We start from the raw sequence: 13,335 nt of genomic DNA on the forward strand, positions 1-13,335 counted from the left end.
AGTGTAGATCCCGAACCAGTGTGGACTTGGATGCTTACTTGACTTAGACAAAGTCCATTGTAGGGTCGGAGTCAGCACTGGCGAAGGACAGGACAGCAGGAATGACGCAGGAGGCGCACGTGACGCAGGGACCGCTCACCACCGAGGCCGGGGCCCCGGTCGCCGACAACCAGAACAGCGAGACCGCGGGCGTCGGCGGTCCGGTCCTGGTCCAGGACCAGCTCCTCCTGGAGAAGCTCGCGCACTTCAACCGCGAGCGCATCCCGGAGCGCGTGGTGCACGCCCGCGGCGCCGGCGCGTACGGCACCTTCACGGTGACCGCCGACGTCACGCCGTACACGCGCGCCGCGTTCCTCTCCGAGGTCGGCAAGCAGACGGAAACGTTCCTGCGCTTCTCGACCGTCGCCGGCAACCTCGGCGCGGCCGACGCCGTGCGCGACCCCCGCGGCTGGGCGCTGAAGTTCTACACCGAAGAGGGCAACTACGACCTCGTCGGCAACAACACCCCGGTGTTCTTCATCAAGGACGCCATCAAGTTCCCGGACTTCATCCACACCCAGAAGCGCGACCCGTACACCGGCTCGCAGGAAGCCGACAACGTGTGGGACTTCTGGGGCCTGAGCCCCGAGTCGACCCACCAGGTGACGTGGCTCTTCGGCGACCGCGGCATCCCGGCGTCCTACCGCCACATGAACGGCTACGGATCGCACACGTTCCAGTGGAACAACGAGGCCGGCGAGGTCTTCTGGGTCAAGTACCACTTCAAGACCGACCAGGGCATCGTGAACCTCACCCAGGCCGAGGCCAACAAGCTCGCCGGCGAGGACCCCGACTCCCACCAGCGCGACCTGCGCGAGTCCATCGAGCGCGGCGACTTCCCGACCTGGACCGTGCAGGTCCAGATCATGCCGGCGGCCGAAGCGGCGGAATACCGCTTCAATCCGTTCGACCTCACCAAGGTGTGGCCGCACGAGGACTACCCGCCGATCGAGATCGGCAAGCTGGAGCTCAACCGCAACCCGGAGAACGTCTTCGCCGAGGTCGAGCAGTCGATCTTCAGCCCGGCGCACTTCGTGCCCGGCATCGGTCCGTCCCCGGACAAGATGCTGCAGGGACGTCTCTTCGCGTACGGCGACGCCCACCGCTACCGCGTCGGCATCAACGCCGACCACCTGCCGGTGAACCGCCCGCACGCCACCGAGGCGCGCACCAACTCCCGTGACGGCTTCCTCTACGACGGCCGCCACAAGGGCGCGAAGAACTACGAGCCGAACAGCTTCGGCGGCCCGCACCAGACCGACCGTCCGCTGTGGCAGTCCGTCCCGGTCACCGGGGGCACCGGCAACCACGCCGCGCCGGCGCACCGCGAGGACGGCGACTTCGTGCAGGCGGGCAACCTCTACCGCCTGATGTCCGAGGACGAGAAGGGCCGTCTGATCGAGAACCTGTCGGGCTTCATCGCCAAGGTCTCCCGTGACGACATCGCCGAGCGGGCGATCGGCAACTTCCGCCAGGCGGACGGCGACTTCGGCAAGCGGCTGGAAGCCGCGGTCCAGGCCCTGCGCGGCTGACGCACCGCTTGTCGTGGCAGACGATGGGCCGGCACCCCTTCCGGGGTGCCGGCCCATCGGCGTCCTACGCGGGCACCGTGCGCCGCGCCGGGACCCAGCAGCGAATGATGTCGCGGACCGACACGATGCCGACCGGCCCGCCCTGCTCCAGCACGATCAGATGCCGGAAGCCGCCGTGGGCCATCGCCTCGGCGGCTTCCTGCAAGGTGGCGTCCGGGGTGCAGAACACCACGTTGTTGGTGGTGTGGGCACCCACGGTCTCCCGGTCGGGGTCGTGCCCCGCGCCGATCGAATTGAGGATGTCGCGCTCGGTCAGGATGCCGACCCCGCTGTGGTCGGGGTCGAGGACGACGGCCGCGCCGACGCGCCGGCCGGACATCAGGCAGGCCGCCTGCCGGAGGGTGTGGGCGGGTCCGAGGGTGAGGATCACGGTGCTCATGGCGTCGCGGACGAGCATGGAGACAGCCACCTCCTAGGGAGAGAGCCCCCGCCTGGACGTGCGCCCGGAACAACGCACCCTAGAGAATGCATTCACAAGCGCACAAGCGGAGGATTCTCAGATTCCCACGGGCACGGAGGGTCATCAAGAGGGCGCGTTCGGTCGAGCGGGGCGCGCGCTCAGTCGCTCGGGTGCAGATACCCGAGCATCTCGTCGTGCAGCAGGCCGTTGGAGGCGGCGGCGTTCCCGCCGTGCACGCCGTCCACGCCGTCCAGGGACGTGAACCGGCCCCCGGCCTCCTGGACCACGATGGCGTTCGCCGCCATGTCCCACAGGGACAGCTCCGGCTCGGCACAGATGTCCACCGACCCCTCGGCGACCATCATGTACGGCCAGAAGTCGCCGTACGCCCGGGTCCGCCACACCCCGCGGGTCAGGTCCAGGAAGCCGTCGAGGCGGCCCCGCTCCTCCCAGCCGCTCAGCGACGAGTACGCGAAGGACGCGTCGGCGAGCGAGCCGACCTTCGAGACCCCGATCCGCTGCGCTTCGGCCGGGCTGCGGCCCGTGAACGCGCCGCTGCCCTCGGCGGCCCACCAGCGGCGGCCCAGCGCCGGGGCGGAGACCACGCCGACCACCGGGCGCCAGCCGTTCTCGCCCTCCGCCATCAGGGAGATGAGGGTGGCCCAGACCGGGACCCCGCGCACGTAGTTCTTCGTGCCGTCGATCGGGTCGACGACCCAGCGCCGCGGCCCCGTGCCCTCGACGCCGTACTCCTCGCCGAGGATCGCGTCGTGCGGCCGGGCCGCCTTCAGCCGCGCGCGGATCAGCTCCTCGGCGGCCTTGTCCGCCTCGCTGACCGGAGTCATGTCCGGCTTGGTCTCCACCTTGAGGTCCAGGGCCCGGAAGCGGTCCATGGTGGCCGCGTCGGCGGCGTCGGCGAGCTCGTGGGCAAGGCGCAGATCATCGTCATACTCGGGCATGGCCGAACAGTATCGGCACTCTTTCGGCCGGACCACACGGCGTCCGCGCTCACGCGGACAGGCCCCCTTGACAGCGCCCTGCGGCCCGTCAACGCTGGCCGGGATGGCAGGGCGTCCCCCCGGACGGGTTCCGGGGGAGGGAGGCGAAGATGCCGGCAGCGCGGGAATCCTTGCTCGAGGCCGCCCAGGTGGCGCTGACGGGCCGTCCCTGGCCCGCCGTGCGCATGGTCGACGTGGCCGCGGCCGCCGGGGTCTCCCGGCAGACCCTCTACAACGAATTCGGCGGCAAGGACGGCCTCGCGCGGGCCCTGGTCCGACGGGAGACCGACTGGTACCTCGCGGGCGTGGACCGGGCCCTCGGCGGCCCGGCCGGGCCGAGGGAGCGCCTGGTGGCGCTCGCCGAGTGGACCGTGGGCGCCGCGCGCGCCCACCCGCTGGTACGGGCCCTGCTCACGGGCTGCTGGGACGACCGGCTGCCGGTGCCCGGGGCCGGTGAGCAGTCGGCGTTGCTGCCGCTGCAGCGGCGGGCGGAGACCGGGGTGCCGGCTCCCGCGGAGCTGGCCCGCACGGTACGGGACCGCGCGGCGGCCGCGCTGGAGGGCGACGAGAGCACGGCCCGCCGCTGCGAACTGGCCGTGCGGCTCGCGCTCTCCTACGTGATCGCGCCGGGCGGGGAGCAGGGCGGGACCTCGATCCGCGAGCTCCTCATGTTCGCCGAGCCCACCCTGTGACGCGCGTGCACGGCGTGAGGCACGTGCCCCCCGTGACGCGCGTGCAGCCGGTGGCCGCGGGTCAGTGGGACGAGCCCGAGAGCTGGAGCCCGATGACCCCGATGATGACCAGCGAAATCGAGACGATCTTCAGCGTGGAGACCAGGTCGCCGAGGAAGATCATGCCGTAGATCGCGGTTCCGGCCGCGCCGATCCCCGTCCAGACCGCGTACGCCGGCCCCACGTCGAGCTTCCTGAGCGCCAGGGTCAGCAGGCCGAAGCTGCCCAGCGCGAAGGCGGCGAAGGCGATCGTCGGCCACAGCCGGGTGAAGCCGTGGGACAGCTTGAGGCAGACCGCGAAACCCGTCTCCAGGAGTCCCGCGACGACGACGAGCAGCCATGCCATGTCGAATGCCTCCCCGCATCATGTGACACGGCCTCGCGCCACGGTGCGATTATGCATTTACCAGACACGCCCCCCGGCAAACCCGGGCCCCTAGTCGCCCTCGCGCCGCTCGCGCGTCGCCAGCAGCCGGCGCAGAGAGTAGAGGCGGGCCGGGTCGGCATGGCCGTCGGCCACCCACTGGTCCAGCGCGCATTCCGCCTCGTCGTGGCTGCACGCCCGCGGGCAGCCTTCCGTACCGGGCTGCAGGTCCGGGAAGGCCAGGATGACCCGGGACGGCTCGATGTGGTGCAGGCCGAACGAGCGCACGCCGGGTGTGTCGATGACCCAGCCCTCCATGCCCGGCAGCGGCAGCGCCAGCGCGGAGGTGGTGGTGTGCCGGCCGCGCCCGGTGACGGCGTTGACGTGGCCGGTGGCCCGCTGCCGGTCCGCCGCCACCAGCGAGTTGACGAGGGTCGTCTTGCCGACGCCCGAATGGCCCACGAAGGCCGTGATCCGGCCGGAGAGGCGCTCGCGCACCCGGTCCGCCGCGTCCCCGGCGGCCAGCTCCTCGCGGTTGGTGACCACGTAGTTCACGCCGAGCGTGGAGTACGTCTCCAGCAGCTTGTCCGCGGAGGCCAGATCGGACTTGGTGAGGACCAGCAGCGGTTCCAGACCGGCGTCGTACGCGGCCACCAGGCAGCGGTCGATCATGCGCGGCCGCGGCTCCGGGTCGGCGAGCGCGGTCACGATCGCCAGCTGGTCGGCGTTGGCGACGACCACCCGCTCAAACGGGTCGTCGTCGTCCGCGGTCCGGCGCAGGACGGACTTGCGCTCCTCGATCCGGACGATCCGCGCCAGGGTGTCCTTCTTGCCGGACAGGTCACCGACGATCCAGACCCGGTCACCCACCACGGCTGCCTTGCGGCCCAGCTCGCGGGCCTTCATCGCGTGGATGGTGCGGTCCTCGACCAGGCAGGTCAGCCTGCCCCGGTCGACCGTCAGGACGAAGCCCTCCGAGGCGTCCTCGTGCTTGGGCCGGATGTTCGTCCGGGGCCGGTTGCCCTTGCGGTTGGGGCGGGCCCGGATGTCGTCCTCGTCGGTGTGCTTCCCGTACCGGCGCATCGCGCTACTCTCCCGCTCCCGCGAGCATGTCCGCCCACATCTGCGGGAAGTCCGGCAGGGTCTTCGCCGTGGTGGCCACGTTCTCGATCTGCACCCCCCCGACCGCCAGGCCGATCACCGCGCCCGCGGTGGCCATCCGGTGGTCGTCGTACGTGTGGAACACCCCGCCGTGCAGGGCGCGCGGGCGGATGCGCAGGCCGTCCTCGGTCTCGGTGACGTCGCCGCCGAGGCCGTTGATCTCCTTGGTCAGGGCCGCCAGGCGGTCCGTCTCGTGCAGCCGCAGGTGGGCCACGCCGCGCAGCACCGACTCCGAGTCGGCGAGGGCCGCCACCGCCGCGATGCCCGGGGTCAGCTCGCCGACCTCGCTCAGGTCCACGTCGATGCCGTTGATCTTGCCGGTGCCGGTGAACACCAGGCCGGCGTCGGTCAGCTCGCAGGAGCCGCCCATCTCCGTGAAGATCGTGCGCAGCGCGTCACCGGGCTGGGTGGTGCGGCGCGGCCAGTCGGGGATGGTGACCGTGCCGCCGGTGATCATCGCGGCGGCCAGGAAGGGCTGGGCGTTCGACAGGTCCGGCTCGACGACCAGGTCGCGGCCGAGCAGGGCGCCGGGGGCGACCCGCCAGACGTTCTTCTCGCCGCCGGACTCGGGGGTGTCGACCTGCGCGCCGGCCGCGCGCAGCATCTCCACGGTCATCCGGATGTGCGGCATCGACGGCAGGGTGGCGCCGGTGTGCCGGACCTCGACGCCCTGGTTGAAGCGCGGGGCGGAGAGCAGCAGTGCGGAGACGAACTGGGAGGAGTTCGAGGCGTCGATCTCGACGACACCGCCGTCCAGGGCGCCGCCGCCGTGCACGGTCATCGGCAGGGCGCCGCGGCCGTCGTCGTCGATGCGGGCGCCCAGGGAGCGCAGCGCGGAGATGACCTGGCCCAGCGGACGCTCGTAGGAACGCGGGTCGCCGTCGAAGCGGATCGAGCCGTCGGCGAGCGCCGCGACGGGCGGCAGGAAGCGCATGACCGTGCCGGCGTTGCCCACGTCCACGGTCGCCGGGCCGCGCAGGCCGGCCGGGATGACCCGCCAGGCCTCGCCGCTCTCGCCGGCACCTGCCGAGCTGGACGACACGGTCTCCTCGATGCCCACGCCCAGCGCGCGCAGCGCGTCGGACATCAGCTGCGAGTCGCGCGAGCGCAGCGGGCGGCGCACCCAGCCCGGCTCGGCGGCGAGGGCGGCCAGTACCAGCGCGCGGTTGGTGACCGACTTGGAACCCGGCACGGTGACGGTGGCGTGCACGGCCCCGTCGGCGAGCGGGGCGGGCCAGAGGTCGTGGGCGCTTGGGTTCGCAGAGGTGTCGGTCATGGCCCTCACTTTAGTGCCCCGCGACGGACCCGGATCTTGATCGCCGGCCCGGTCTCAGAGTCCGAGCAGCCAGCGGCCGCCCCCGGTCAGGGAGGTGAGCGAGACCACGTGGAAGAAGACGAGCCACACGACGGGGTGCGTGTGGGTGAGCCGGCCGAGCTGGTCCGCGTCCGAATCGGGCGCCCCGCCGTGCCGGCGCTTGGCCTGGAGCTCGAAGGCGGGCCGTACGCCGCCCAGCAGCAGGAACCACACCACGGCGTACGCGAACGCCGACTGCACGGCCTCCGGCGCGAGCCAGGAGACCAGCAGGAAGGAACCACCCGCGAGGACGACCGTCAGCACGCCGTACGCGTTCCGGATCATCACCAGCATCACGACCAGCAGTGCCGTCGCCAGCCACAGGAGCAGCGTGACCCGGTGCGCCGAGAGCAGCCACGCGCCGCCCAGGCCCAGCAGCGAGGGTGCGGTGTACCCGGCGGCGGCGGTCAGGATCATGCCGGGCCCGGTGGGGCGCCCGCGGCTGACCGTCAGGCCGCTGGTGTCGGAGTGCAGCCGGATCCCGCTGAGCCGTCGCCCGGTGAGCACCGCGGCCAGGCCGTGCCCGCCCTCGTGCGCGATGGTGATGGCGTTGCGGGAGAGCAGCCAGAGCGGGCGCGGGGCCACGACGGCCAGGGCCGCCACCGCGGTGGCTATGACGAGCCAGGTTTCAGGGGCGGACTGAGTGCCGGCGAGCCGGTCCCAGAGGCCGCCCAGGGAGGTGCTGTCCATCAGGTGGCGGACTCCTTGCGGTGGGGGGCGGATGCCATGGCAGTGTGGCAGCCATGTGCGGACGGTATGCATCGAGCCGAGGGCCCGAGGACCTGGCGGAGGTCTTCGGCGTCGAGAAGTGGGAGCCCGGGGAGACCCTCGCCCCCGACTGGAACGTGGCGCCGACCAAAGAGGTCTACGTCGTACTCGACCGTCCTCTGAAGGACGCGCCGGACCCGCGTCCGGTTCGCCAGCTGCGCGTCCTGAAGTGGGGGCTCGTCCCGTCGTGGGCGAAGAACCCCGACGGCGCCGCCCGGATGATCAACGCCCGCTGCGAGACCCTGCACGAGAAGCCGTCCTTCCGCCGACCCTTCGCCCGGCAGCGCTGCATCATCCCCGGCGACGGCTACTACGAGTGGGTCACCGCGGCCGAGGAACGGCAGCTGGAGGTCGAGGGCAGGCGCAAGCGGCCCCGCAAGCAGCCGTACTTCGTCCTCCCCGCCGACGGCTCGGTCTTCGCGATGGCAGGCCTGTACGAGTTCTGGCGCGACCGGACACTGCCCGACGACCACCCGCAGGCCTGGTGGGCGACCTGCTCGGTGATCACGGCCGAGGCCGAGGCCACCCCGCTGGGCGTGGCCCCCGCCGAAGGCCCCCGCTCCCTCGCCGACATCCACCCCCGGATGCCGCTGATGCTCACCCCGGACCGCTGGGACGCCTGGCTGGACCCGGCGCGCACCGACGAGGAGGAGCTGCGGAAGCTGCTGGAGCCGCCGCCGGCCGGGCTGATGCGCGCCCACGCGGTGTCCACGGCCGTGAGCAACGTGCGCAACAACGGGCCCGAGCTCCTGGAGGAGCTGGAGGCCCCGGAGGCCGGCACGCTGTTCTGACGGTCCGCCGGTCGCCGGTCCGCCGTCCGCTCGTCCGCCGGTCTGTGCGGCCTGCCCGGTCCGCCCGCCGCGGTTCCGCTTTCCCGCGGAGACTGCCCGGCAGGATGGGGACATGACGCGTACCGAGACGGTCGACACCCCGGCGGGCGAGGCCCGCATCACCTGGATCAGGCGGCGCACGCCCGAGCCCCGCGCCGTGCTCGCCCTCGGCCACGGCGCCGGCGGCGGGATCGAGGCCAGGGACCTCCAGGCGCTCGCCGCCGCGCTGCCCGTCCGCGGGATCACCGTGGCCCTGGTGGAGCAGCCCTGGCGGGTCGCCGGGAAGAAGGTCGCCGCCGCCCCCAAGGTGCTGGACGAGGGCTGGCGCGCCGTGTGGCCCGCCCTGGCCAAGCCCGGCCTGCCGGTGATCGCCGGAGGGCGCAGCGCGGGCGCCCGCGTGGCCTGCCGCACCGGCCGCGAGCTGGGCGCCGCCGCCGTGCTGGCACTGGGCTTCCCGCTGCACCCGCCCGGCAAGCCGGAGAGCTCGCGGGCGCACGAACTGACGGGCACCGGCCTGCCGGTCCTCGTCGTCCAGGGCGGCCGCGACCCCTTCGGGCGGCCCGGGGAGTTCCCCGACGGACCGCACGAGCTCGTCGAGGTCCCGGGCGCCGACCACGGCTTCGCGGTGCCCAAGAAGGCGGAGATCACCCAGGAGGCGGCCCTCGGGGTGATCGCCGCGGCTGTGGGCGACTGGCTGGACCGCCTCGTATAGGCGGCCGGAGTCCCGGAGTGGCGCACGCCACGGGAATGTGCTGCGGAGGCCGTTGGTTGAGCGAGGTGTCGGTACGTACAGCACAGCCCGAGGAGACGAGGCACCGCATGGGCTCGACCATCTGCCCCAACCGTCCGCAGGCCGCTGACCTGGACTGGACGGTCATCGCGGCGCCCAAGCCCGCCCATATTCAGGCGGCGGATGGGCGGGATGGTCGCGTATTCTCCGATTCGAGCGGGTCCGCCTTCGGGTCCGCCACGGTGTTGGAGGAGGTGGGTCCTGTTACCGGGACCGACGACGTCCGCGCGGAGGAGACGACCGAGGAGCGCAACCAGCGCTTCGAACGGGACGCCCTCGGCTACCTCGACCAGATGTACTCGGCCGCGCTGCGCATGACGCGCAATCCGGCCGATGCCGAGGACCTCGTGCAGGAGACGTATGCGAAGGCGTACGCGTCCTTCCACCAGTTCCGCGAGGGGACCAACCTCAAGGCGTGGCTGTACCGCATTCTGACCAACACCTTCATCAACTCCTACCGCAAGAAGCAGCGCGAGCCCCAGCGCAGTGCGGCCGAGGAGATCGAGGACTGGCAGCTGGCGCGCGCCGAGTCGCACATGTCGACCGGTCTTCGGTCCGCCGAATCGCAGGCGCTCGACCACTTGCCCGATTCGGACGTGAAGGAAGCCCTTCAGGCCATTCCCGAGGAGTTCCGCATCGCGGTCTATCTGGCGGATGTCGAGGGCTTTGCGTACAAGGAGATCGCGGACATCATGGGTACACCCATCGGTACGGTCATGTCGCGACTGCACCGTGGCCGCCGTCAACTGCGCGGAATGCTGGAGGACTACGCCCGTGACCGCGGGCTGGTCCCCGCCGGCGCGGGAGAGTCGAACGATCTGAAAGGCTCGGGCTCATGAGCTGCGGAGAGCCGCACGAGACGGACTGCTCTGAGGTCCTGGACCACCTTTACGAGTTCCTTGACCACGAGATGCCGGACACCGACTGCACGAAGTTCGAGACGCACTTCGGCGAGTGCAACCCCTGCCTGGAGAAGTACGGACTCGAGCAGGCGGTGAAGAAGCTGGTCAAGCGCTGCTGCGGCTCGGACGACGTGCCGAGCGACCTGCGCTCCAAGGTCATGGGGCGGATCGAGCTGATCCGCTCGGGCCAGGCCGTGCCCGACCAGGACATCACGGCCGGTCCCGCCACGACCTGAGGCGGCCCCGCGGGCTGCCCAGCACAAACGGTGAACCGCCCCTGGAACGCCAGTACTTCGTTCACTCGAAGGTGCTAATCCGGGGGCGCCCGGACGGCGCAATACGAAAATGCCGCCCGTCGGCGTCGGGGCCCCACATATTCTCCCCAGTCGGTGCTGATTTCATTCGGTACCCGACTTGCCTGGGCACACGGGGGAGGAGAGCGCCATGCGGGTGCTTCCGCCGGGGGCGCGTGTCTATATCGCGTGCGCCGTTCTCGGCGCCATTCTCTGCGCCGTTCCCGCACTGACCGACCGCGGCACTCCGTGGGTGACCGTCGCACTGCTCGCCGCGCTCTATTCGGCCCTCGAACTGGTCAAGGTGTGCCCGGTCCTCGGCAGCCGGGTCCCCGAGGGCATAGGCGCGTTCTTCCCGGTCCTGCTGGCGGCCGTCTTCCTGCTGCCGCCCGCGGCCGCCGCGCTCGTCGCGGCGCCCGGGGCGATGATCGGCCGGGTCGCCCAACGGCCCGCGTGGGTCCGCCGGGTGTGGCACGGCGCGCAGCAGTCGATCGCAGCATGGGCCGCGGGGCAGACCTACCGTCTGCTCCGCGGCCCTGCCGCACTCGGGGGCGAGGGCCCCGGCTGGGTGCCCGACTTCCCGTACGTCATGCTGCCGGCGGCAGCGGCGGCCGTCGTCTTCGGCCTGGTGCTGACCGCGCTCGACGGCGGTGTCCTCGCGGTCGCCGAGCGGCTGCCCGCCCGTACTGCCTGGCAGGGCGTGCTCGTGTCGTCGGTGGGGCCGCTCGCCCCGCACACGGTGCACGGGCTGGCGGGGCTGATGATGGCGGTCATGTGGCTCAGCCCCTACGGGCCCGCCGCCGCCCTGCTGGTCCTGCTCCCCATGTACATCTCCTGCTGGGTCTTCGCCCAGTACCACCGCGAGCGCGCGGCCCACCAGGCCACGATCCGCACCCTCGTGCAGGCCGTCGACATCAAGGACCGCTACACCCGCGGCCACAGCGAACGCGTCGGCCAGGCCTCCGCGATGATCGCCCGCGAGCTGGGCATGCCGGAGGAGCGCACGGAGGTCGTCCGCATCGCCGGGATCCTGCACGACGTCGGGAAGCTGGGCGTCCCGACCCGGCTGCTGCGCAAGGACGGCCCGCTGACCCCCGAGGAGCGCCGGATCATCGAGCTGCACCCGGAGTACGGGCACGAGATGGTCCGGGGGATCGGCTTCCTCGGCGAGGCGCGGGCGGCGATCCTCCATCACCACGAACGCGTCGACGGGTCCGGCTACCCGTACGGCCTGACCGGCGACCAGATCCCGGTGCTGGCCCGGGTGGTGGCCGTCGCCGACGCCTTCGACGCGATGACCTCCACCCGCTCGTACAGCAGGGCCCGCCCGGTGGAGGTGGCCATGGCCGAGCTGGAGCGCTGTGCCGGGGCGCAGTTCGACCCCGCGATGGTCGGGGCCCTGAACCGCGCGGTGGCCCGGCAGGGCTGGCATCCGGTGGTGACGGCCGACGCCGACGTGCAGGTGATCCCCGCCGTGCCGCAGTCCGCCCGGCCCGCCCCGGGCCCGCCCGCGGAGGAGACGCCGGCCGGCCTGGCCCCCGTCGGCGGGCGGCGTACGGCAGCCGGGGCGGTCACCCTGCCCGGCCTGCCGGCGCAGGGAGGCGAGGCGGGGACCCGCTCCGCGGGCAGGGCCGAGGGAGCCGCGCGGCACACCGGGCCGCCCCCGCCCGGACCCGCGGACGCCGGGAGCAGCCGGTGAGCACCGCCACCGTGTGGGCCGTGCGCACGGCGGCCGGCGTGCTCACCGCGGCCGGGCTCGGGCACACCCTGTGGAACGGCGTCGTCGAACCCGCCATCGCCCTCGTCTTCGGCATCCTGATCACCGTCGGTGAACTGGCCCGCCGGGACACCCGGGACCGGGCCGGCCGGCCGCCCTTCCAGCGGGCCCCCGACCGCCAGCCCGCCCCGCTCGGCTCGGCCGGCGCCCTCGCGTACGCCCTCCTCGGGCAGAACGCCGGCGAGCAGACCCACCACGGCGTGCTGCAGATCGTCGCCGTCGTCGTCGCGGCCGCCCTCGTCGGGGTGGTCCCGCACGTGGCCCTGGGCCGCGGCCCCGCGCTCGACCACGTGGCCCGCCGGGTGCTCACCGTCACCTTCGCCGCCGTCTGCTTCCAGCCGCTGTACAACGCCGGCAAGGTCACCGAGTGGTTCGGCCAGGGCCCGCTGCTGGTGCTCTTCCTGCTGGGCGTGCTCGGCCTGACCGCCCTGTGCGACGCCGTCCTCGCCGCCGCCCTGGCGACCGCGCGTACCGGTTGGCCGTACGGGCCGCTGCTCCGGGACGAACTGCGGGCGCTGGCCGGGATCGGCTCGGCGATCTGCGCGACCGGCGTGGTGATGGCCCTCGGGGTGGCGGGCGCCGGACTGTGGGCGCTGCCGGTGTTCAGCGTCCCGCTGGTGCTCACGCAGATGTCCTTCCGGCGGATCTCCGCGATCCGCACCACCTACCGGCAGACGATCACCTCGCTGGCCCGTGCCACCGAGATCGCCGGCTACACCCGGCAGGGCCACGCCCGCCGGGTGGCGGCCCTGAGCTGCGCGGTCGGCCGGGAGCTCGGGCTGTCCGAGCGCGAGCTGACCGTGCTGGAGTACGCGGCCCTCATGCACGACATCGGGCAGCTCTCCCTGGTGGACCCGGTGCCGGCCGGGGCCACCGCCCCGCTGCCGGCCGCCGAGCGCCGCCGGATCGCGGAGCTGGGCGGCGAGGTGGCCCGCCAGACCGGTGTGGCGGGGGAGGTGGCCGTCGTGGTGGAACGGCAGGCCGATCCGTACCGGGAGCAGCCGGTGGCCGCCCGGATCGTGAGGGCCGTGAACGCCTACGACGACCTGGCGGGCGGGGCGCGGCACCCGGGCGGCTCGCTGGCGGCCCTGGAACAGCTGCGGCTGGGCACCGGGCACGACTACCAGCCGGAGGTCGTCGAGGCCCTCGCACGGGTGTTGCAGAGGGGCGGTCCCCAGGGCTCCGGACGTGCCGGAGTCGGCCCCTCTGCACCGGGGTAACCCATGGGTAATGAGCGGCCGTCCGAGTGGGCATGGTTGGATGCGAAGTGAGAGTGTCCGCAAGGCTGCACCGAGTCCCCCAGCTACCGCTGGGAGGTGCCCCCAGGCAGGCGGGA

14 protein-coding genes are annotated in these 13,335 nt (G+C 72.6%); 8 read left to right on the forward strand and 6 right to left on the reverse strand.

All coding sequences use genetic code 11. The features are described from left to right. The first annotated feature begins 101 nt into the window (after positions 1-101). A complete protein-coding gene (locus ACZ7H1_RS13035; protein WP_470786189.1) occupies positions 102-1,571 on the forward strand; it encodes a catalase in 1,470 nt (489 codons plus the stop codon). Positions 1,572-1,635: 64 nt separating this feature from the next. On the opposite strand, the gene ACZ7H1_RS13040 is transcribed toward ACZ7H1_RS13035, so the two are convergent. Together ACZ7H1_RS13040 and hisN are read right to left on the reverse strand one after the other, a co-directional pair. Beyond that, positions 1,636-2,028, reverse strand: coding sequence for a CBS domain-containing protein (locus ACZ7H1_RS13040; protein ID WP_470786314.1), 393 nt, complete (start codon positions 2,026-2,028; stop codon positions 1,636-1,638). Between the two features lie 161 nt (positions 2,029-2,189). Continuing rightward, a complete protein-coding gene (hisN, locus tag ACZ7H1_RS13045) occupies positions 2,190-2,990 on the reverse strand; it encodes a histidinol-phosphatase (RefSeq protein ID WP_470786190.1) in 801 nt (266 codons plus the stop codon). 149 nt (positions 2,991-3,139) lie between these two features. On the opposite strand from hisN, the gene ACZ7H1_RS13050 reads away from it, so the two are divergent. Beyond that, positions 3,140-3,721 carry a TetR/AcrR family transcriptional regulator gene (locus ACZ7H1_RS13050; protein WP_470786191.1) on the forward strand — a complete coding sequence of 194 codons (582 nt, stop codon included), beginning with the start codon at positions 3,140-3,142 and terminating at the stop codon, positions 3,719-3,721. 61 nt (positions 3,722-3,782) lie between these two features. On the opposite strand, the gene ACZ7H1_RS13055 is transcribed toward ACZ7H1_RS13050, so the two are convergent. The 4 genes from ACZ7H1_RS13055 to ACZ7H1_RS13070 all read right to left on the reverse strand — a co-directional run bounded on the left by ACZ7H1_RS13055 (position 3,783) and on the right by ACZ7H1_RS13070 (position 7,329). Then, entirely contained in the window at positions 3,783-4,106 is a 324-nt protein-coding gene (locus ACZ7H1_RS13055) for a DMT family transporter (RefSeq protein WP_470786193.1), read from the reverse strand. A 90-nt stretch (positions 4,107-4,196) separates the two neighbouring features. Further along, on the reverse strand, positions 4,197-5,207 hold the full coding sequence (gene rsgA / locus ACZ7H1_RS13060) for a ribosome small subunit-dependent GTPase A (protein ID WP_470786195.1): 1,011 nt from the start codon (positions 5,205-5,207) through the stop codon (positions 4,197-4,199). 4 nt (positions 5,208-5,211) lie between these two features. Further along, a complete protein-coding gene (gene aroA, locus ACZ7H1_RS13065) occupies positions 5,212-6,561 on the reverse strand; it encodes a 3-phosphoshikimate 1-carboxyvinyltransferase (protein ID WP_470786197.1) in 1,350 nt (449 codons plus the stop codon). Positions 6,562-6,615: 54 nt separating this feature from the next. Then, entirely contained in the window at positions 6,616-7,329 is a 714-nt protein-coding gene (locus ACZ7H1_RS13070) for a M50 family metallopeptidase (RefSeq protein ID WP_470786199.1), read from the reverse strand. A gap of 53 nt (positions 7,330-7,382) precedes the next feature. Between ACZ7H1_RS13070 and ACZ7H1_RS13075 the strand changes: the two genes are divergently transcribed. The 6 genes from ACZ7H1_RS13075 to ACZ7H1_RS13100 all read left to right on the forward strand — a co-directional run bounded on the left by ACZ7H1_RS13075 (position 7,383) and on the right by ACZ7H1_RS13100 (position 13,219). Continuing rightward, positions 7,383-8,198, forward strand: a complete 816-nt coding sequence (locus ACZ7H1_RS13075) for an SOS response-associated peptidase (RefSeq protein ID WP_470786201.1) — start codon at positions 7,383-7,385, stop codon at positions 8,196-8,198. Between the two features lie 112 nt (positions 8,199-8,310). Continuing rightward, complete coding sequence (locus ACZ7H1_RS13080; protein WP_470786202.1) at positions 8,311-8,949, forward strand: alpha/beta hydrolase family protein; 639 nt, start codon at positions 8,311-8,313, stop codon at positions 8,947-8,949. A gap of 272 nt (positions 8,950-9,221) precedes the next feature. Continuing rightward, positions 9,222-9,866: a sigma-70 family RNA polymerase sigma factor gene (locus ACZ7H1_RS13085; protein ID WP_470786316.1), complete on the forward strand. Its 645-nt coding sequence runs from the start codon at positions 9,222-9,224 to the stop codon at positions 9,864-9,866. Continuing rightward, the gene (rsrA, locus tag ACZ7H1_RS13090) at positions 9,863-10,165 is read left to right on the forward strand and encodes a mycothiol system anti-sigma-R factor (RefSeq protein WP_470786203.1); all 303 of its coding nucleotides are present in this window, start codon (positions 9,863-9,865) and stop codon (positions 10,163-10,165) included. Before ACZ7H1_RS13085 ends, rsrA begins: the two co-directional genes overlap by 4 nt. A 208-nt stretch (positions 10,166-10,373) precedes the next feature. Next, positions 10,374-11,921, forward strand: a complete 1,548-nt coding sequence (locus ACZ7H1_RS13095; protein WP_470786205.1) for an HD-GYP domain-containing protein — start codon at positions 10,374-10,376, stop codon at positions 11,919-11,921. Further along, entirely contained in the window at positions 11,918-13,219 is a 1,302-nt protein-coding gene (locus ACZ7H1_RS13100) for an HD-GYP domain-containing protein (RefSeq protein ID WP_470786206.1), read from the forward strand. Before ACZ7H1_RS13095 ends, ACZ7H1_RS13100 begins: the two co-directional genes overlap by 4 nt. The last annotated feature ends 116 nt before the right edge of the window (positions 13,220-13,335 follow it).

This window comes from Streptomyces sp. NPDC037401, assembly GCF_055602345.1.

What these genes read in the sequence shown, in the direction of transcription:
- ACZ7H1_RS13035 (WP_470786189.1), top strand. Translation starts at nt 102, where the DNA reads ATGACGCAGGAGGCGCACGTGACGCAGGGACCGCTCACCACCGAGGCC.
- rsgA (WP_470786195.1), bottom strand. Translation starts at nt 5,207, where the DNA reads ATGCGCCGGTACGGGAAGCACACCGACGAGGACGACATCCGGGCCCGC.
- ACZ7H1_RS13040 (WP_470786314.1), bottom strand. Translation starts at nt 2,028, where the DNA reads ATGCTCGTCCGCGACGCCATGAGCACCGTGATCCTCACCCTCGGACCC.
- aroA (WP_470786197.1), bottom strand. Translation starts at nt 6,561, where the DNA reads ATGACCGACACCTCTGCGAACCCAAGCGCCCACGACCTCTGGCCCGCC.
- hisN (WP_470786190.1), bottom strand. Translation starts at nt 2,990, where the DNA reads ATGCCCGAGTATGACGATGATCTGCGCCTTGCCCACGAGCTCGCCGAC.
- ACZ7H1_RS13050 (WP_470786191.1), top strand. Translation starts at nt 3,140, where the DNA reads ATGCCGGCAGCGCGGGAATCCTTGCTCGAGGCCGCCCAGGTGGCGCTG.
- ACZ7H1_RS13080 (WP_470786202.1), top strand. Translation starts at nt 8,311, where the DNA reads ATGACGCGTACCGAGACGGTCGACACCCCGGCGGGCGAGGCCCGCATC.
- ACZ7H1_RS13070 (WP_470786199.1), bottom strand. Translation starts at nt 7,329, where the DNA reads ATGGACAGCACCTCCCTGGGCGGCCTCTGGGACCGGCTCGCCGGCACT.
- ACZ7H1_RS13055 (WP_470786193.1), bottom strand. Translation starts at nt 4,106, where the DNA reads ATGGCATGGCTGCTCGTCGTCGTCGCGGGACTCCTGGAGACGGGTTTC.
- rsrA (WP_470786203.1), top strand. Translation starts at nt 9,863, where the DNA reads ATGAGCTGCGGAGAGCCGCACGAGACGGACTGCTCTGAGGTCCTGGAC.
- ACZ7H1_RS13095 (WP_470786205.1), top strand. Translation starts at nt 10,374, where the DNA reads ATGCGGGTGCTTCCGCCGGGGGCGCGTGTCTATATCGCGTGCGCCGTT.
- ACZ7H1_RS13075 (WP_470786201.1), top strand. Translation starts at nt 7,383, where the DNA reads ATGTGCGGACGGTATGCATCGAGCCGAGGGCCCGAGGACCTGGCGGAG.